19 protein-coding genes are annotated in these 18,056 nt (G+C 71.0%); 12 read left to right on the forward strand and 7 right to left on the reverse strand.

Annotated features, from left to right (window positions below):
* The first annotated feature begins 104 nt into the window (after positions 1–104).
* From tgmA to OG371_RS46495, 3 genes are read left to right on the forward strand one after another with little or no spacing between them, the layout of a single operon-like run.
* Positions 105–482 (forward strand): putative ATP-grasp-modified RiPP, encoded by a 378-nt coding sequence (tgmA, locus tag OG371_RS46485; protein WP_329063998.1) that lies wholly within the window; start codon positions 105–107, stop codon positions 480–482.
* A 3-nt stretch (positions 483–485) separates the two neighbouring features.
* On the forward strand, positions 486–1,433 hold the full coding sequence (gene tgmB, locus OG371_RS46490; protein WP_329064000.1) for an ATP-grasp ribosomal peptide maturase: 948 nt from the start codon (positions 486–488) through the stop codon (positions 1,431–1,433).
* Positions 1,430–2,566, forward strand: coding sequence for a methyltransferase domain-containing protein (locus tag OG371_RS46495; RefSeq protein ID WP_329064002.1), 1,137 nt, complete (start codon positions 1,430–1,432; stop codon positions 2,564–2,566). Before tgmB ends, OG371_RS46495 begins: the two co-directional genes overlap by 4 nt.
* A gap of 59 nt (positions 2,567–2,625) precedes the next feature.
* Here the strand turns inward: OG371_RS46495 and OG371_RS46500 are convergent, their stop codons facing one another.
* From OG371_RS46500 to OG371_RS46510, 3 genes are all read right to left on the reverse strand, one after another.
* A complete protein-coding gene (locus tag OG371_RS46500; protein WP_329064003.1) occupies positions 2,626–3,789 on the reverse strand; it encodes an acyltransferase family protein in 1,164 nt (387 codons plus the stop codon).
* A 175-nt stretch (positions 3,790–3,964) separates the two neighbouring features.
* Positions 3,965–4,579: a GOLPH3/VPS74 family protein gene (locus tag OG371_RS46505; protein ID WP_329064006.1), complete on the reverse strand. Its 615-nt coding sequence runs from the start codon at positions 4,577–4,579 to the stop codon at positions 3,965–3,967.
* Entirely contained in the window at positions 4,576–6,057 is a 1,482-nt protein-coding gene (locus OG371_RS46510; RefSeq protein WP_329064008.1) for an ArnT family glycosyltransferase, read from the reverse strand. Before OG371_RS46510 ends, OG371_RS46505 begins: the two co-directional genes overlap by 4 nt.
* Positions 6,058–6,224: 167 nt before the next feature.
* On the opposite strand from OG371_RS46510, the gene OG371_RS46515 reads away from it, so the two are divergent.
* The gene (locus OG371_RS46515; RefSeq protein WP_329064010.1) at positions 6,225–7,448 is read left to right on the forward strand and encodes a sensor histidine kinase; all 1,224 of its coding nucleotides are present in this window, start codon (positions 6,225–6,227) and stop codon (positions 7,446–7,448) included.
* Complete coding sequence (locus OG371_RS46520; protein WP_329064012.1) at positions 7,445–8,095, forward strand: response regulator transcription factor; 651 nt, start codon at positions 7,445–7,447, stop codon at positions 8,093–8,095. Before OG371_RS46515 ends, OG371_RS46520 begins: the two co-directional genes overlap by 4 nt.
* Positions 8,096–8,403: 308 nt before the next feature.
* On the opposite strand, the gene OG371_RS46525 is transcribed toward OG371_RS46520, so the two are convergent.
* The 3 genes from OG371_RS46525 to OG371_RS46535 all read right to left on the reverse strand — a co-directional run bounded on the left by OG371_RS46525 (position 8,404) and on the right by OG371_RS46535 (position 9,913).
* Positions 8,404–8,775, reverse strand: coding sequence for a winged helix-turn-helix transcriptional regulator (locus OG371_RS46525; protein WP_329064014.1), 372 nt, complete (start codon positions 8,773–8,775; stop codon positions 8,404–8,406).
* Positions 8,776–8,824: 49 nt separating this feature from the next.
* On the reverse strand, positions 8,825–9,397 hold the full coding sequence (locus tag OG371_RS46530) for a TetR/AcrR family transcriptional regulator (protein ID WP_329073457.1): 573 nt from the start codon (positions 9,395–9,397) through the stop codon (positions 8,825–8,827).
* A 66-nt stretch (positions 9,398–9,463) separates the two neighbouring features.
* Entirely contained in the window at positions 9,464–9,913 is a 450-nt protein-coding gene (locus OG371_RS46535; RefSeq protein ID WP_329064016.1) for an SRPBCC family protein, read from the reverse strand.
* 52 nt (positions 9,914–9,965) lie between these two features.
* Between OG371_RS46535 and OG371_RS46540 the strand changes: the two genes are divergently transcribed.
* The 7 genes from OG371_RS46540 (at position 9,966) to OG371_RS46570 (ending at position 16,760) form a co-directional block, all read left to right on the forward strand.
* Positions 9,966–10,511 (forward strand): TetR/AcrR family transcriptional regulator, encoded by a 546-nt coding sequence (locus OG371_RS46540; RefSeq protein ID WP_329064018.1) that lies wholly within the window; start codon positions 9,966–9,968, stop codon positions 10,509–10,511.
* 113 nt (positions 10,512–10,624) lie between these two features.
* Positions 10,625–11,620, forward strand: coding sequence for an Lrp/AsnC family transcriptional regulator (locus OG371_RS46545; protein ID WP_329064020.1), 996 nt, complete (start codon positions 10,625–10,627; stop codon positions 11,618–11,620).
* Positions 11,617–12,513 carry a polysaccharide deacetylase family protein gene (locus OG371_RS46550; protein WP_329064022.1) on the forward strand — a complete coding sequence of 299 codons (897 nt, stop codon included), beginning with the start codon at positions 11,617–11,619 and terminating at the stop codon, positions 12,511–12,513. The genes OG371_RS46545 and OG371_RS46550 overlap by 4 nt, the downstream gene beginning before the upstream one ends.
* Complete coding sequence (locus OG371_RS46555) at positions 12,510–13,808, forward strand: MFS transporter (RefSeq protein ID WP_329064024.1); 1,299 nt, start codon at positions 12,510–12,512, stop codon at positions 13,806–13,808. Before OG371_RS46550 ends, OG371_RS46555 begins: the two co-directional genes overlap by 4 nt.
* The gene (locus tag OG371_RS46560; protein WP_329064026.1) at positions 13,809–14,618 is read left to right on the forward strand and encodes an SDR family NAD(P)-dependent oxidoreductase; all 810 of its coding nucleotides are present in this window, start codon (positions 13,809–13,811) and stop codon (positions 14,616–14,618) included. It abuts the gene before it with no gap.
* On the forward strand, positions 14,605–15,612 hold the full coding sequence (locus OG371_RS46565; protein WP_329064028.1) for a ketopantoate reductase family protein: 1,008 nt from the start codon (positions 14,605–14,607) through the stop codon (positions 15,610–15,612). The genes OG371_RS46560 and OG371_RS46565 overlap by 14 nt, the downstream gene beginning before the upstream one ends.
* Positions 15,609–16,760, forward strand: coding sequence for a M20 family metallopeptidase (locus tag OG371_RS46570; RefSeq protein WP_329064030.1), 1,152 nt, complete (start codon positions 15,609–15,611; stop codon positions 16,758–16,760). Before OG371_RS46565 ends, OG371_RS46570 begins: the two co-directional genes overlap by 4 nt.
* 69 nt (positions 16,761–16,829) lie before the next feature.
* On the opposite strand, the gene OG371_RS46575 is transcribed toward OG371_RS46570, so the two are convergent.
* Positions 16,830–17,720 carry a transposase family protein gene (locus OG371_RS46575; protein ID WP_329064032.1) on the reverse strand — a complete coding sequence of 297 codons (891 nt, stop codon included), beginning with the start codon at positions 17,718–17,720 and terminating at the stop codon, positions 16,830–16,832.
* Between the last annotated feature and the right edge of the window lie 336 nt (positions 17,721–18,056).

Here is an 18,056-nt window from a genome sequence, read left to right on the forward strand (position 1 = left end):
CGCTTCGTAACGCCCAGACTACATGAACGAGTTGTTCCGGCCTTGACAGGAGAAAGAGTTTTCGGCCCGGGACAGTTCCTCCGGAAACGAAGGGTGACGGCTATATGGGCATGGACTTCCTTTTTCCAGGAGAATCCATAGAAGAGAGAGATGAGCTGATGACGACCGCAACGACTGAAAGGTTCATGGACGACCCGATCGCGTCCGACAGCACGCAGTTCCCGCTGTCCCGCGGGTCAGTGAGCAGTGCGCCGGAAGAGAGGCCTTCGCCGAACGGTATACGTCCCTGGGGTCTTCGGCGGATGGCTCCGATCGAATTCAACGGCGTACCCGGCCCAGTCGGCGACTATGATCCGATACGGCAGATTCGAGTCGACGCCAACGGCAGGCCGCTGATGGAAATGGGCCCGCCTACCGCGCCGACCACGGGCAGCACTGACGGGTCCGACGGAGACCCGTCCGAGGATTACCACAACGACTGACCCATGTCCGTACTCATCTTGGCGGAGGAACGCGACGCCAGCGCGGACTCGATGGTGCCGGCCCTGCAGGACCGCGGCGTCGAGGTGCACCGGGTGAACACAGCCTGGTTCCCGGCCCGGCTGCGCGTTGCCGCCCGGCTGTGCAGGGGCCGCTGGACCGGGCACCTCCGCACCGACCACCGCATCATCGACCTGGAAGACATCCACGCTGTCTGGTATCGGTCGCCGAAGGCGTACCAGTTCGGCGAGAGCCTGAATTCGGCTGAACTGGAGCATGCAAAGATCGAAGCAAAGTACGGGCTGGGTGGAGTTCTCACGTCGCTGCCGGCGTTGTGGGTGAACCACCCGTCCCGATTGGCGGACTCGGGCTACAAGCCGTACCAGCTCGCCACCGCGGCCCGATGCGGTCTGACCGTGGAAGAAACACTCATCACCAACGAGACCGATGCGGTCCGGATGTTCGTGGGCGGCGGCAAGACGGTCACGAAGATGCTGGGAGCCGTCTCGATCGTGGAGGGCGGAGTGCGAAAGTTCGCCCACACCGCGATCGTCGACGACGTTTCCGACCTCCGAGGCGTCGAACGCACCGCCCACCAGTTTCAGCGGTGGGCAGACAAGGCGTGGGAAGCACGGATGTTCGTCATCGGCCACGACATCACCACCACCGCAATCCACTCCCATAGCGCATCCGGCTACGTCGACTGGCGCACTGGCTACGACAGCAACACCTACGAGCTGGTGAACCCGCCCGCCGAGGTGCAGGCTGCGGTGCGACGCCTGATGGACGCGATGGGGCTCGTGTACGGTGCGCTCGATTTCGTCGTCAGCCCAGCGGGGACCTGGACCTTCCTGGAGATCAACGCTGGTGGGCAGTACGGCTGGATCGAGCACGAAACCGGTGCTCCGTTGACCGAACAGCTTGCCGGCATTCTCGCGAAGGGAACGGTGTGACAGAGACAGCCTCCACCGCATGGGACGGCCATGCCAGGGCGCTGGCGGAGCTGCTCGCCGAACGCGGCGACATCCGGTCGCCCGAGTGGCGGGCAGCAGTCGCCGAAGTGCCTCGCCACGTGTTCGTTCCCATCGCCTACACCCAGAACAGCCGTGGCGAGTGGGAGCCGTGGAGTACTGAAGGTGCGTGGGAGCGCGTATACGCACCGACGACTCTTGTGACCGCCCTCGCCGACCGCGACGGCTGGCGAGAACCGATCAGCTCCACCACCAATCCAGAACTGATGGTCCGGATGCTCGAAGCGCTGGACATTCGAGACGGGCATCGGGTCCTGGAGATCGGCACCGGAACCGGCTACAACGCCGGATTGCTCTCCCATCGGCTGGGAGACCACAATGTCGCATCGGTGGACATCGGCAGCGAGTTCGTCACCGCAGCGCGGGATCGCCTCGCCGGTATCGGCTACCACCCCACGTTGAAGACGGTCGACGGGGAGAGCGGCCTCCCCGGCCACGCACCCTACGACCGGATCATCGCCACCTGCTCGGTGCCGGCTGTGCCATGGGCGTGGGCGGAGCAGGTCACGCCGGACGGGTCGATCCTCGTGGATGTCCGGCCGTCGATCGCGGCGGGGAACCTTGTTCTCCTCCAACGCCGAGGTGACCGGCTGGTGGGGCGGTTCAGCGCGAGAAGAGGCTCGTTCATGGCGATGCGCCACGCCACTGACGCGGCCCCCGGGAACAGCCCTGCCGAGACGCTCGATCCAGGTGGGCACCGCCGTACAGACGCGCCCCTCACGCCTTGGGATTCCACACCGGTGGTGTGGTTCCTCGCTCAGTTCGCGGGGCTGCCCCGCGACGTCGTCTGTGGCTGGGAGCTGGACAGCGATACCAGGGCCCGGACTGCCTCCACACTGACAAGCCCGGATGGGTCATCGGTCCGGGTGGACCTCGCCGAGCACACCGTCTCCGGAACCCTCGCACTGTGGGCTCCGGTCGAGCAGGCGTATCGAGAGTGGATCGAAGCGGGTCAACCCGGCTGGGATCGTCTCGGCATGACAGTGACAGCCAGCCGGCAGCAGGTGTGGCTGGACTCCCCGGACAGCGCCTGGAGTTGGGAACTTCCCGTCTGATGGGCTGTTCCCTGCCGGAGATCGGCAGGGCATCTCGAGGCCCCTGACGCCCCGCGCCCCTACCGGGGCCGCGGCCGCGAGAACGCTTGCGGGCGCCGGACCGAGTAGAGCGGCATCGTCTGCGCCGACGCGTTGAGGTCCTCGGGCGCCGGGGGTTCGGCGGTCCGGCGCACGGGCAGGTCGAAGACCCACGCCGAGGGCAGGATCCGTTGCAGCAGCAGGCACAGCGCGACGATCGCGGCGACCAGCACGATGGGGTCGAGGACCGCGACAGCCAGCTGCGCCGCCGGGCCGAGCGAGGACAGCGGATCGTGCAGCAGCGCGTCCAGCACGGCGACCAGGGGTAGGTGGATGACGTAGATCGGCAGCGTGCGCCGGCCGATGCTCGCGATGGCGTTCGCCGGGCGCTTCCATCGGGTGACGAGCGCGGCCGCGGTCACGCCGAGCACGATCGCGACCAGGCTCAGCACCGGCCACAGGCCGAACGCCGTCTTCAGGCCGAAGTGGCCAACCGCGACGAGCACGCCCAGGTACGGCACGCCGACCAGGGCGAGCCGCAGCCAGCCGGCCTCCACGGCGACGCGTTTGACCAGCGAAGTGCCGTAGATGCCCACGAGGAAGAACACCAGGTTCTGGTACAGCCCGCCGCGGTCACCGGGGACGGCCAGCAGGCCGGCGGATGCCGTGGCGGACAAGGCGAACGCGGCTGCGAGCATGATCCAGAACGGCAGCCGCCGCGAGACCTTGGCGATCACGAAGTAAACGGCGAGCGCGAACAGGTACCAGAGGTTCGTCGGCGTGATCGTCAGCTGGGCTGCGAATTCGAGCACGCTCCCCGCGTGTTCGGTGGCGAACCCGGGGAAGAATGACAGCACCAGCGTGTGCACGGACAGCCACAGCACGTAGAGGTAGAAGAACTTGGCCACCCGCGACCGCGCGACGGTGCGCCACGGCCGCTTGACCGCGCGCGCCGCGAAGAACCCGGAAATCGCGAAGAACAAGGGCATGCGCAACGGCAGCAGCAGTTCGCCCACCTCGCCCCACGCGCCGGGCAGCGGTGTCGAGATCCGCCAGTCGATCTGCAGGTACTGCTTCATGATCACGTGCCACAGCACGACCAGCACGATGCAGGCGCCCTTGGCCACGTCGGGCCACAAGAGCCGTTCGGCAGGTGCCGGGTCACGGAGGTCGCCGACGAACCTGCCCGTTGTCTCGACTGCCACAACGGAACCTTTCGCACACGGGAGTCGCGGTGATTCCGACGCTGGCACGGGAATCCTTGCCGCGCCGTGAGTCCCGCCCCGGGCTGCCCCGGGGAACCGTCAACCGTGTCCGAAAGGCCCGTCTCGTTTGCGCGCAATGTCACGCAGCCGATGTGGACAGTCGCGCAGCGAACTCTCAGCCGTGGCCACCGGACCGGACGGCGCGCTGCCGCCGGACCAGCCGCCGCAGCGCGGGCACAGCCGGGCCCGCGCGCCCGGCCAACTCGTTCAGCCGGGCCGAGTTTGCCCGAAAGTCCCTGCGGGGCGCTCCGATGCCGGCCGCCGCGGCGAGTGCGGCCAGTGCCGCGTCGCCGGAGTCCACTTCGGACACGGGATCCCGCAACGCGGCCTCGACGCGGTCCTGCTCCCGGTGCGCCGCCGCGGGGTCGGTGAGTTCGAGCACCGAACGGCCGAGCAGCCGAGTCGTGTGCTCACGCAGCAGACCGGCCGCGACGAGCTGGAGTTCCAGCGACTTCAGGGTGTCCGCGCCGTCGCGGCGCACCAGTGAGCGCCACGGCCGCGGCCCGTCCTCCGCGAGGTTCGCCAGCACGTCGTCGAGCAGCAGGTCGCCGGTCGGGCCCCGGCCGGTCACCCCGGCCTTGCCGCTTTGGTCCGCCAGCCGGCCCCGTTGCAGCAGGTCGGTGGCCACGGCCGCGCGCACCAGCAGCGCGACGCGGCGGCGATCGGAGATCCGCCCCTTCGCTCCCCCGCAAGCGAGGAGGTAAGCCCGGGCGGGCAAGGAAAGTTTCATTGCGCTCTCACCTTCGGCCAGATCTGGTCCCAATTCTGCTTACGCCCGGTGTAGAGCCACATCAGCCCGGGCGCCACCTGCGTGACAGAGGAGAAGTATGGCCGCAGCAGGTCCGGGTCGAAGCCCACGAACAGCACGTCCCGCGCCGAGTCCGGCGGCCGGTCGAAGTACCAGTAGCCCCGGTGTCCACTGTAGACGTCGGTGATCCCGTACTGCGGCCCGTAATACTCGACGGCAGCGGCGAACGGGTAGATCTCCGAGTACACCGCCGTCTGCTTGCGCACCTCGGGCGGCAGCGCGGCGTAGGTTTTCCCGACGCCGTCGGCCACCTCCTTCTGCGCGGTCTCGCCCCCGGCGAACACGGTGCCGAGCGAAAACGGCCCGAACGTGGTCGCCTTCATCGAAGCCGGCCACACCGGCAGCCCCGCCACCGTCACCGCGGCCGAGAGGACAAAGGCCAGCCACACCGGCGTTTTCCACCACCGCACCAGCTTCCGCCGGGAGAACTCCGTCGCCGCGGCCGCGAACGGCAGCGAGTAGACGCTCATCAGGTAGTACGCGCGGCCGTGCGTGAGCAGCACCGCGAGAGTCACCAGCAGCAGCGCCACGGCGAGGTAGCGGTACGGCCGCAGGTCCGGCGACCGCAGCAGCCGCCACACGCCGTACAGGAGCGCGAGCACGCCGATGCCCATACCGGCCCCGAGCAGGCCGTCGCGCGCGAAGCTGAGGTATCCCGGGAATTCCGCCGAAACGACGTCGGCCATGTGCGCGTACGGCCAGCCGTGGGTGGCCTGCCAGACCAGGGCCGGGATCGTCGCGACGATCGCGATCAGCCCGCCCAGCCACAGTTTCGGCCGCGAGAGCAGCTCTCGCGGGCCCAGCACCAGCGCCGAAAGCAGCACCGCCGCCCACAGCGCCGGGATGAGGAACTTCGTCTCCAGCGACACCGCCGTCACCGCGCCCGCCCAGACGAGCAGGCCGTCGCGCCGGGTCCGGGTCCACCGCACCAGCAGGAAGACCACCACCGTCCACAGGAACGGGTCGAGCACGTAGGTGGCCACCCAGTGGCTGATGACGATCAGGCCGGACGTCGCGTACGCGCCCGCCGCCATCAGCTGGGCGCCGCGGCCGCCGCCCAGCTCCCGCGCGATCAGCGCGGTGACCACCACGCCCGCGGCCGCCGCCAGCGCCATCGGGGCGCGGAAGGCGATCAGCGAGCCGGGGAACAGCCGGTCCAGCGTGCCCGCGAGCAGCGGGACGAGCGGTGGCTGGTCGAAATACCCCCAGGCCGGATGATCTCGACCAGCCACCAGGAAATACAGCTCGTCGAAGCCGTGCGCGTACCGCGCGCTGGTCACCACCAGCACTGCGGCCACCAGCACGGCGACGGCGAACACCGGTCCCCGCGCGAAGGCCCCCACCTCCCGCGCCGCGGCGTGGACGGGCGAGCGTTCCGTCGTAAGCCCTTCACTCGTCATGGGTCCGAGTCCACCGCGCCGGGCCGGGTGCGGGTAAGGGTGTTCGGTAGCCGATCGGGCCGACGAAAGTTGCCGGCCGGGGCGCGACCCGCAACTTTCGTCGACGGCGGTCCCCCGGCCGGTGCGGATCCGGCGCGGGCGCGCGGGCGAGCGGATACCGTGACCGCGTGAAGGAATCCGGCAGCAGGCGCCCGCTCTGGCCCCGGCCGGCCGACGGGCTCTGGCTGCTGGGCTCGGCGATCGTGTTCGCGATAATCGACACCGGGCTGTTCGTGGCTTCGGGCCCGAGCCCCGGTGTCCTCGGGCCGTACGCGCCGCTGATGCTGCAGCTGGTGTGCGACTTCTCCGTGCTGCTGTTGCTGCGGTTCCCGGTCCAGGTGGCGAGCCTGCTCGTGGTGGTCGCGCTGGCCATGCTGGCCTCGGACCTGTTCTCCCCCGGCCTGCTGGTGCCGGCCGTCCAGCCGACGCTGATGACCGTCCCGACGATCACCCCGGTCGTGCTCAGCCAGGCCGCCCGGCTGCTGGACCGCCGGCGGCTGCTGTGGCTGGGCGGGATCCTCGCGCTGCTGGCGACGAGGCCGTGGAACCCGGCCTGGAACACCACCCCGTTCGGCCTGCTGGCCACCGCGCTGCCGGTGGCCGTTTCGCTGTACTTCGAGGCCCGGCGGCAGCTGCTGCGGTCCTTGCGCGACCGCGCCGAACGCGCCGAGCGCGAACAGCACCTGCTCGCCGAGCAGGCCCGCGCGGAGGAACGGCGGCGGCTCGCGGGCGAGATGCACGACGTCGTCACGCATCGGCTGAGCCTGATGGTGCTGCACGCGGGCGCCATGGGCGTCACGTCGGCGGACCCGGCCGTGCGCACCGCGGCCGAGGACATCCGCCGCGAAGGCGCGTACGCACTGGACGAACTGCGCGACCTCGTCGGCGTCCTGCGCAACGGCGAGCCGTTGGCCGGGTCTCCGGCGACGGCCGCGAATCCGCTCTGCGATCCGGCCGAGCTGGTGGCCGGCTCCATCGCGGTCGGGGTGGCGACGGAGCTTTCGGTGACCGGCGACCCGAGCGCGGTCTCGCCGACGGTCGCGCGCACCGCGTTCCGCGTGGTGCAGGAGGCGCTGACCAACGTGCGCAAGCACGCGCCCGGCTCGTCGGCCGAGGTCTCGCTGCGCTACCACCCGGGCGGGCTGGACGTCGCGGTCACCAACACCCGTGGCACCCGCCCGCCCGACCCGGCGCTGGCCGGCTCCGGCTCGGGCGCCGGGCTGAGCGGGCTGCGGCAGCGGGTGGAGCTGGTCGGCGGGCGGCTCGAGGCCGGGCCCGCACCCGGCGGCGGGTTCGCCGTCGGTGCGATACTGCCCGCCTACGTCCCGACGAAGGAAGGTCTCCCGCGGTGATCACGGTGGTCGTGGCCGACGACGAGCCGATGGTCTGCGCCCACCTGCGGACGATCCTCGGCTCGGCCGGCGACATCGAGGTGGTGGCCCAGGCCCAGGACGGCGCCGAGGCGGTGGAGGCGGTCGTGCGGCACCGGCCGCGGGTGGTGCTGATGGACCTGCGGATGCCCGGCGTCGACGGGCTGACCGCGATCGAGCGCATCTCCGCGCTGCCGGAGCCGCCCGCGGTGGTCGCGCTGACGACGTTCGACGCCGACACGTACGTGATCCGCGCGCTGCGCGCCGGCGCCGCGGGCTTCCTGGTCAAGTCGACGCCGCCGGAGGACCTGATCGGGCTGGTGCGCGTCGCCGCCGACGGGCACACGGTGCTCTCCCCCTCGGCCGCCCGCCGGCTTGTCGCGCTGTCCTCGGACGGGCGCGAACGCGGCGACGACGCCCGCCGCCGCACCGCGGGCCTGACCGAGCGCGAACGCGATGTGCTGGCCTGCCTCGGCGAAGGACTGTCCAATGCGGACATAGCCGCCCGGCTGCACCTGGCCGAGGCGACGGTGAAGAGCTACGTCTCGCGGATGCTGGTGAAGCTCGAATGCGCCAACCGCACGCAGGCGGGATTGCTCGCCCACGAAGCGGGGCTCGTCGCCCGCTGAGGGAAGTCCGGCAAGGCCTCCTTTGCCGCGTCCAGCGCCGGTAAGGAGTCCTTACCGGCCCCGGCAGCACTTCACGGCGCCGCGGCTGGGCTTTCCGGGGTGATCACTCTTCGGCGGGGCCTGGAGTTCGGGCTCCGGCTCCGCTGCCGCCGGCGCTGCTGAACACTGGGTCGCGGCTGGAGCGGCATCGTGCTCGCGTTTTCCTTGGCCTACGTCGCGGCGGCCGATCGGCACGCTGCGGATCCGGGGACGAGGAATCGTCCCCACTCAGAGCGCACTTGCCCGTAGCTCGCACGGGGGACGAGCGCTCAGGCCGAGGCGGGCGTGTGCTCCGCGTCGAACGCCTCGCGGGCCGCCGAGACCTGGTCCATGTGGCGGCGGGCCCAGCGGTCGAGCAGGTCCAGCGGCTCGGACAGGTTGCGGCCCAAGGTGGTCAGCTCGTAGTCCACCCGGGGCGGGATCACCGGGTACGCGGTGCGGGTGAGGATGCCGTCGCGGACCAGGCTGCGCAGGGTCTGCGTGAGCACCTTCTGCGAGATGCCCTCGACGCGCTTGCCGATCTGGGTGAAGCGCAGCGGGCCGTCGACCAATGCGCCGACGATCAGCACCGTCCACTGGTCGCCGATGCGGTCGAGCAGCTGCCGGGTCGGGCAATCGCGGTCGTACGGGTTCCCCTGCACGCGGGCCTCCTTACGCGCCGGTATTACTTCCCCGAAGAGAGTAACAGGCTCAGGGAGAGTCCAGTAGCGCCGTGAACAGCACCCGCAGGTGCCGCCGGGCGCGGGCCCAGCGGGCGTCGAGGTCGCCGGAGTCGCGGGTGGCCCAGCTGGCGATGAGGATGCCGCGGATCACGTCCATCGCCGTGTACACCGAGTGCAGGAACTCGGTGTGGCCGGCCTGCGCCGGCAGCACCGCCCGGCCGAACGCGACCAGGCTCTCGGTGGCGATCGGCTCGACGAGCGCCATCTGGCGGCGCAGGTCTTCGTCCGTGCGCGAAGCGACCCACAGCTCGACGGTCGCGGTGAAAACCGGGCCCTGGTGCATCTCCCAGAGCAGCTGCAGCGCGTCGCCGACCGGGTCGGCCGAAGCGCGCAGCCGGTCCAGCTCGGCCATCGCGACCTCGGTGCGCTTCTCCGCGAGGTGGCGGATCGCGGACGTGACGAGGTCGGCCTTCGTCGGGAAGTGGTGCACCTGCGCGCCGCGCGTGACGCCGGCGCGGACGGCGACGCGGGTGGTCGTGGTGCCCGCGTAGCCGTACTCGACGAGGCAGTCGACCGTGGCGTCGAGCAGCCGCACCCGCATCGCGGCGCTGCGCTCCTCCTGGGTGCGGCCGGTGGTCCCCCGTCGTGGCGCTGACATGCGCCTACTCTATTTGCCAGGCGTCACTCCGGCCGCATCGGTCGCCGCGACCAGCCCCCGCACCGTGCGCGTGATGAACCGGCCCAGCACCAGCCGGTAGAACCAGCCCGTGCCCGGCACCTTGCCGGTGAACGTCGAGTGCCAGTGGATCGCCGTGCCTTCGCCGTCGGGCGTCAGGTCGACGTACGCGCGGTAGTCGCGCAGCGGCAGGCCGCTGCGGAGCGCGTAGCCGAACCGTTTCCCGGGCTCCAGCGCGATGATCTCCTCGCACGAGCGGGTGCGGCCGGTGCGGAACACCCGCAGCGCGCCGAGTCCTTCGCGCTCACCGTTCCCGGGCCGCTCCAGCTCGAACGAGCCGAGCGGCGACCACCCCGGCCAGCTCGCTCCGTCGCGCAAGAGCGCGTACACCGTCGCCGGGTCCGCGGACGTGCGTCCCCGCACCGAGATGCGCTGCACCATGATCGGCCTCCTCGTCAGGCGTGTACCACGTGGTACACGTACCATCTGGTACATGCCGGAAGCAAGGGAGCGGCTGCTGACCGCGGCCGTCGAGCACATCGCCCACGGCGGCGCGGACCAGAGCCTGCGCGCGCTCGCCGACTCGATCGGCACCAGCCACCGGATGCTCATCTACCACTTCGGCTCTCGCGAGGGCCTGCTCACCGCGGTCGCCCGCGAGGTCGAACGGCGTCAGCGCGCCGCCCTCGACGACCTCGGCCCGGACCTGCCGCCCGCCGAAGCCGCCCGCGCGTTCTGGCGCCGTCTCACCGACGAAACCTTGCGGCACAACGAAAAGCTCTTCTTCCAGCTCTACGGCCAGGCCCTCGGCGGAACCCCGGGGACGGCCGAGTTCCTCGATCGCGTGATCGCCGACTGGCTGCCTCCGTTGGAGGCCCTGCTGACCCGCTTCGGCGTGCCCGAGCCGGACCGCGCGGCGCAGGCGAGGCTGGGGCTTGCGGTCGCCCGCGGACTACTGCTGGACCTCGTCACGACGGGCGACCGGGCGGCGGTGAACGCCGCGATGGAGCAGTTCCTGCTGGGTTACACGCCCGGCTGAGCCACCCCGGCACGGCCCCGTCCTTGAGGTAACACGCAGGTTTCATGCACTGGACCCTCTTGACTTGACGTTTTCCTGCATTCAGGATGCATCTTATGCAAGACGAGGTCAGGGTGAGCGAGCTGGACCGGCGGATCGTCTCCGCGTTGCAGCTCAACGGGCGGGCCTCGTGGGGCGCCATCGCGCGGCACGTCGGCACCAGCGAGTCCACTGTGCTGCGACGGGCCGGGCAGCTGACCGAAAGCGGGCAGCTGCGGGTGATCGGCGTGGTCGACGTGCTGCGGTGCGGCCTGGGCGTGCCGGTGCTGACGCGGCTGCGGTGCCGCCCCGGCACGGCCGCGACGGTCACCGAAGCGCTGGCCTCGCGGCCCGACGTCCGCTACGCCACCATGCTGGCCGGCAGCGCCGACTGCACCGCCGAGTTCGTGCTGCCGACCTACCAGGACGCGGCCCGCCTCCAGCTCGACGGCTTCCCGGCGGCCGAGCACCTGCGAGACGCCGAGACGTTCGCGGTGATGCGCACGTTCACCTCCAACCACGACTGGGACTCCGGCGAGCTGGCCCCCGAGGCCGCCGCCGAGCTGCGCGGCACCGAGGTCCGGCCGTTCGAGGAGCAGCACTGGGAACGGCCGCCGGAGCAGCTCGACGAGCTGGACCTGGCGATCTGCGCCGCGCTCGGCGAGGACGGGCGGCTGTCGTTCAAGGAGGTCTCGCGGCACGCCGGCACCAGTGAGTCCACTGTGGCCCGTCGCGTCGACTCGCTGGTGCGCCGCGGCTGCCTGCGCTTCCGCACACTCGCCGAGCCCGCGATGTTCGGCTACGCGCTGGAGTTCATGCTCTGGCTTTCGGTGCTGCCCAAGGACCTCGACCGCGCGGGCCAGCAGCTGGCCGCGCACCCGGGCACCAAGTACCTGTCCGCCACCACCGGCCGGTTCAACCTGGTCGGCCAGATCGTGCTGCGCCACTACGGCGAGCTGTACCGGCACACCACCGATGTCGTCGGCGCGCTGCCCGGGCTCCGGGAGGCCGACGTGACCTTGCAGGTCTCGACCCTGAAACGCGCCTGGGCGCCGACACCGGCGCCCCGGGCCACCTTGGAGGAAGCGTGACGGAACAACCGTGGCTGTGGGACGAGCCGACCTGGCGGGGGCACGTGGACCGTGTCCGTGCCGGGCGTTCGCTTCACCCCGCCTCGTGGCCCGGCGGGGCGAAGGTGGCGGTGGCGCTGTCCTTCGACTCAGACCACGAGACGCCGGCGCTGCGTGACGGCGAGGTGCTGCCAGGCAAGCTCGCGCAGGGCGAGTACGGCGCGCGCGTCGGCGTCCCGCGCATCCTCCGGCTGCTGGAGCGCTTCCACGCGCCGTCCTCGTTCTTCATGCCCGCCGTCTCGGCCCTGCTGCACGACGGCGAGGTCAAGTCCTATGTGGACGCCGGGCACGAGGTGGCGCTGCACGGCTGGATCCACGAGCGCAACACCGCGCTGACCGCCGTCGAGGAGCGCGACCTCGCCTTCCGCGCCGCAGACGTGCTGGAGCGGCTGGCCGGCACCCGCCCGGTCGGCATCCGCACCCCGTCGTGGGACTTCTCCGCGCACACCCTCGACATCACGCGCGAGCTGGGCCTGAAGTACGACTCCTCGCTGATGGCGGACGACGAGCCGTACGAACTGCTCGCCGACGGGAAGCCGACCGGGATCGTCGAGCTGCCGGTGGAGTGGATCCGCGACGACGCGCCGTACTTCATGATGGACCGGTTCGCCTCGCTGCGGCCGTACACGCCGCCGCGCGGAGTGCTGACCATCTGGCGCGACGAGTTCGACGCCGCGTACGCCGAGGGCGGGCTGTTCCAGCTCACCATGCACCCGCACATCATCGGGCACCGCTCACGCCTCGCCGTGCTCACCGAACTGCTCGAACACATCAGCGGCCACGAGGGCGTGTGGTTCGCCACGCACGCCCAGGTCGTCGACCACGTCCTCACCGCGGCCGGGGAGCAGCCATGACCACTGTGTCTTCCACATCAGATCCCACTGCGGCCACGCACCGGCTGAACCCGCAGCAGCGCAAGGCGATCTTCGCCGGGGCGATCGGCAACACCGTCGAATGGGTGGACTGGGCCGTCTACGCCACATTCGCCCCGGTTTTCGCCGGGCAGTTCTTCGCCGGTGGCAACGGAACCACGGCGCTGCTGTCCACTTTGGCGGTGTTCGCCGTCGGGTTCGTGATGCGCCCGGTCGGCGGCGCGGTCCTCGGCGCGTACGCCGACCGGCACGGCCGCAAGAAGGGCCTCACGCTCACCATCTCGCTGATGGCCGGGGCGTCGATCGTCATCGCGGTGTGCCCGACCTACACCCACATCGGCGTCGCGGCGCCGATCGTGCTGCTGCTCGCCCGGCTGGTGCAGGGCTTCTCCGCGGGCGGCGAATTCGGCTCCTCCTCGGCGTTCCTGATCGAGTCGGCCGCCGCCGGGCGACGGGCGTTCGCCGGTTCCTGGCAACAGGTTTCGGTGGGCGCGGGCTCGCTGATCGCGGCGCTGCTGGGCACGATCCTCAACTCCACGCTGTCGGACGCGGACCTGCACGGCTGGGGCTGGCGGCTGGCGTTCGGCCTCGCCGGACTGCTCGGGCTGGTCGGGCTGTGGCTGCGGCGCTCGGTGCACGAGACCGAGGCGTTCACCCGGATTCAGAAGGGACCGCGGCGCAACGCACTGGTCGCGATGGTCCGCGACCACCCGGGCGCCGCGCTGCGCGTGGCCGGGATAACCATCGCCGGCACGCTGATCTACTACGTGTGGGTCACCTACATGCCGACGTACGCGCACCTGTCCACCGGCATCCCGCTCAAGACCGCGCTGCTGGCCAACACCCTGGCCATCGTCGTGTTCATCATCCTGCTGCCGTTCGGCGGCCTGCTGTCCGACCGGATCGGCCGCAAGCCGACGATGACCGCCTTCGCCGCCGGGTTCCTGGTGTTCGCCTGGCCCGCGTTCCACTTCCTGTCCCACGGGTTCTGGAGCGTGTTCGTGATCGAGCTGATCGGCCTGGTGCTGATCGTCGGCTACTCGGCCAACTGCGCGGTGATCATGGCCGAGCAGTTCCCCGCGGAAGTCCGGACCACCGGCATCGGCCTGCCGTACGCGCTGGCCGTGGCGATCTTCGGCGGCACCGCGCCGTACGTCACGACCTGGCTCAACGCCAACCACCACGGCGATCTCGTGTGGGTGTACGTCGCGGTCGCCGCACTGATCGGCGTCGCGGTGTACCTCACCATGCCGGAAACCAAGGGTAAGGAACTCTAAGTGCGCAACGTGCTCGTCACCGGGGCCGGCGGCGGGATCGGGGCCGCGATCGCGGACCGGTTCGCCGCCGCGGGCGCCCGGCTCGCCCTGTCCGACCTCCGCCCGGCGGAACTGTCCACTGTGGCCGCACGGCTGCGGGAGCAGCATCGCGCCGAGGTCGTCGAACTGCCGGGCGACCTCGCGGACGCCGGGTACGCGGAAGGGCTCGTCGACCGTGCCGGCCCGCTGGACGTGCTGGTCAACGCCGCGGGCATCTACCCCGCCACCCCGCTGCTGGAGATGACCGCGGCGGTCTGGGACCGGGTGCAGGACGTCAACGTGCGCGCCGCGCTGCTCACCACTGTCGCGTTCGGACGGCAGCACGTGGCGAGCCGGATGCCGGGCGCCGTGGTCAACATCTCCTCGGGCGCGGCCACCCGCGCCCGGCCCGGCGCCGCGCACTACGCGACGTCGAAGGCCGCGTTGGAGATGGTGACCAAGGCGTGCGCGGTGGAACTCGGCGGCCACGGCATTCGCGTGAACGCCGTCAGCCCCGGATTTGTCACTGTGGACAGTGACGCCAACCCGGTCACCGAGGCCTACGCCGCGGCCGTGTCGGTGAACCCGCTCGGCCGCCGCGGCGAGCCGCGCGAGATCGCCGACGCCGTGTTCTGGCTGGCCGGCGACGAAGCCCGGTGGATCACCGGCGCGGTGTTGCGGGTGGACGGCGGCTCGACCGCGGGCACCACCGGGCTGCCGCTGCACTGGTCCGGGGAAACCGTTGTGCAGCAAGGCATCGAGGAGAACGAGGAGCAGCATGTCCGGGTCTGACGAGCGCCGCGCTTACACCGTCGTGGGCGGCGGCGCGATCGGCGGGACGCTCGCGTTCCACCTCGCGCGCGCCGGGCATCCGGTGGTGATCGTCGACGCCGATCCCGCGCACGTAAGCGCGATCCAGGAGCGAGGCCTGACGCTGCGGCGGCCGGACGGCGACGAGCGCGTGGAAGTGCCGGCGTTCGTGCCGGACGACGCGCCGCCGGAGCTGGGCCGGGTGCTGCTCGCGGTGAAAGCCCAGGCCACCGAGCCGGTGCTGCAGTGGCTGGAACCGCGGCTGGCCCGCGACGGGTTCGTGGTGTCCTTGCAGAACGGGCTCAACGAGGCGCTGATCGCGTCGTTCGTCGGCGCCGGCCGCACCGTGGGCGCGTTCGTGAACCTGTTCGCCGACGTGGCCGAGCCCGGGGTGGTGCGTGACGGCGGGCTGGGCGCGCTGGTGGTCGGCGAGCCGGACGGCCGGATCACCGGACGGGTCGAGGAGGTCGTCGCCGATCTTCAGGCCTGGGGTCCGGCGAAGGCGACCGCGAACGTCGAGGGTTACCTGTGGTCGAAGCTCGGCTTCGGCGCGATGCTCACCACCACCGCGCTCGCCGACGCGCCGATGGCCGACCTGATCGACAGGCACCGGCCGCTGATGTACGCGATCGCGGCGGAGGTCTTCGCCGTCGCGGGCGCGCGGACGCTGGAGCCGTTCGACCAGTTCGACCCGGCCGCGTACCAACCCGGCGCGACGGGCCGCGAGGCCGCGACCGACCGCCTGGTGGCATGGCTGCGCACCCAGCCGAAGGACCGCAGCGGCATCTGGCGTGACATCGCCGTCCGCCACCGCCCGGTCGAGGTGCACCACCACTACGGGCCGGTGCTGGAGGAGGCCGCGCACCTCGGCGTCGGGGTGCCGCTGCTCTCGGCGATGCTGAAGCGGCTGGCCGAGATCGAAGCCGGCACGCCCATGTCCGAGGACCACCTGACCGAACTGGAGCGGCACCTGTGACCGGGATCCGGGACCTGCACGAGTGGGTGCGCACGCACCGCGAAGACCTGCTCGCCGACCTCGCCGAGTACGTCGGCATCGAAACCCCCAGTGACGACAAGGAAAGCCTGCGCCGTGGACTGTCCTGGGTGGACGGCTGGCTGCGCGAGCGGCTGGGCGAGCCGGCGTCGGTGCGCGAGGTCGACGGCGGCCGCCACGGCGACATGAAGGTCTACGACTACCCCGGGTCCGGCGAGCAGCCCATCCTCCTGCTCTGCCATTACGACACGGTGTGGCCGCTGGGCACGCTCGCCGGGTGGCCGTTCACTGTGGACGGTGACCGGGCGAGCGGCCCGGGGGTATTCGACATGAAGTCCGGGCTGGTGCACGCGGTGTGGGCGCTGCGCGCGCTCGACGCCGCCGGCCTGCCCCGCCCGGCGGTGCGGCTGGTGCTCAACGGCGACGAGGAGATCGGCAGCCCCGCCTCTCGCCCGGTGATCGAGGCGGCGGCCGAGGGCACCCGCGCGACGCTGGTGTTCGAGGCGAGCGCGGACGGCGCGGTCAAGACGGCGCGCAAGGGCGTCGGCCTGTTCCAGGTGCACGCGATCGGCGTCGAATCGCACGCGGGCCTCGACCCGGCGAAGGGCGCGAGCGCCGTCGACGAGCTGGCGCGGGCGATCCTGGCGCTACACGCGCTGTCCGACCCGGCTGCGGGCACCACCGTGAACGTCGGCGTGATCTCCGGCGGCAGCCGCCAGAACGTGGTCGCGGGCTCGGCCAAGGGCGAGATCGACGTGCGCGTGACCAGCGCGGCGGAGGCCGCCCGGATCGACGCCGGCCTGGCCGCGCTGGCCGCGCACGACCCCCGCGCCACCGTCACCGTCGAGGGCGGCTGGAACCGGCCGGTGATGGAGCGCTCGGAAGCCATCGTGGGCCTGTACGAGATCGCCCGCGGCCTGGCCGCCGACCTCGGCGTCACCCTGCGCGAGTGCTCGGTCGGCGGCGCCAGCGACGGCAATTTCGTCGCCGCGCTGGGCCACCCGGTCCTCGACGGCTTCGGCGCGGTCGGCGACGGCGCGCACGCCCGGCACGAGCACATCAGCGTCGAGGGCATGCTGGAACGCACGGCGCTGGCCGCCGCGGTGCTGCACCACCTCGCCGCCGCTTGAAGCGCCCCAATGGGGTTGTTTCATCGTGGTTTGTGCTGGTCGGGGTGGGGTGGTCTGGTGTGGTAATGGTCAGGTTGTGGCGGGTTGGGCTGTGTCGCGGACGCTCTGCTCGTGCTGGGTGAGTACGAGCAGGGCCCGCAGCAACGTCGTGGCATGGCGGGGATTGAGCCGGAGTGTGGTCAGGATTCGCCAGGCTTTGAGGGCGGCGAAGCCGCCCTCCACCGCGCACCGCATCCCACTGAACGCCGCGTTCGCCTGCTTCTGCGCTTTGGTCAACGGCCGCTTGGCCTCAGCCTTGTAGGGAGTCAGCACCACCTGCGCACACGACCCGCCACACGACTCGCAGTCGCGGGTGTCGCGGACATCTTTGTGCCAGCCATGGAAACCCTTATCGGCGGCCGGAGTCAGACCATGCTCATGCAGCCGGTCCCGCAGACGTAACCGGCGGGCGGCGGTGATGTCAGCGGTCCGGCCCGCCAGCGCCGCCGACACCCACACCAACCGGCCGTCCTCATCGGTCAGGGCCAGCACGACCAGTCCATGGTGTTTGTGTTTCCCGTTGTAGTGGGCCCGGTTGGCTTTCCCGGTCCGGCGGCGAGTCTTGACCAGGGTCCCGTCCACCAGCACCACCACCGCACCCCGCCCGGCCAGCTTGCGCAAGACCCGCCCCAACCGCCGGGCACGGGCCGCGAGCAGACCGATGACCTCCAGCACCCAACGCCGCACCGTGGAGGCCGACACACCCTGACCACCACCGATATCAGCCAGCCGCTGATCGTGGCGCAGCACTGCCAGCACCACCAGTGCCTGCCCGGCCGGGGTGGCCTTGCGCCACCGCGACCGCAGCCGGCGCCGTCGGCCACGGATCAGGCCGGCGACCATGCCCAGGGTCTGCCGCGACAGGGGCAGCGTGACCTGGTAAGAAAGAGGCTCGAAGCCCTCGGCGGGTTGTTGACTCACATCATGATCTTGCCGAGGGCTTCACTCATACCCAAGAACGCCACACCGTCCCACCACCACTTCCTGCCACACCAACCACACCAACCCTGCACCACCCACCGTGACCAGCCACAACCACGATGAAACAACCCCAATGTGGCGTTGGGTGCGTGGAATCAAGGCTGGGCGTGGAGCGCCTCCGTTGAGGGTGGTGGTGGGGCAGGGCCGGAGCACCGAACGCCACATTGGGGCGCATTGGGGAGCCGCTGGCCCGGCGGGGAGGCGACCTTCCGCCTTTACCGAACCCGAACATTCGCCCGACACCGCCCGAACACCGGCGCGTGAGGCTCTCCCCGT

It is taken from the genome of Amycolatopsis sp. NBC_01480 (assembly GCF_036227205.1).
Classification (GTDB): Bacteria; Actinomycetota; Actinomycetes; order Mycobacteriales; family Pseudonocardiaceae; genus Amycolatopsis.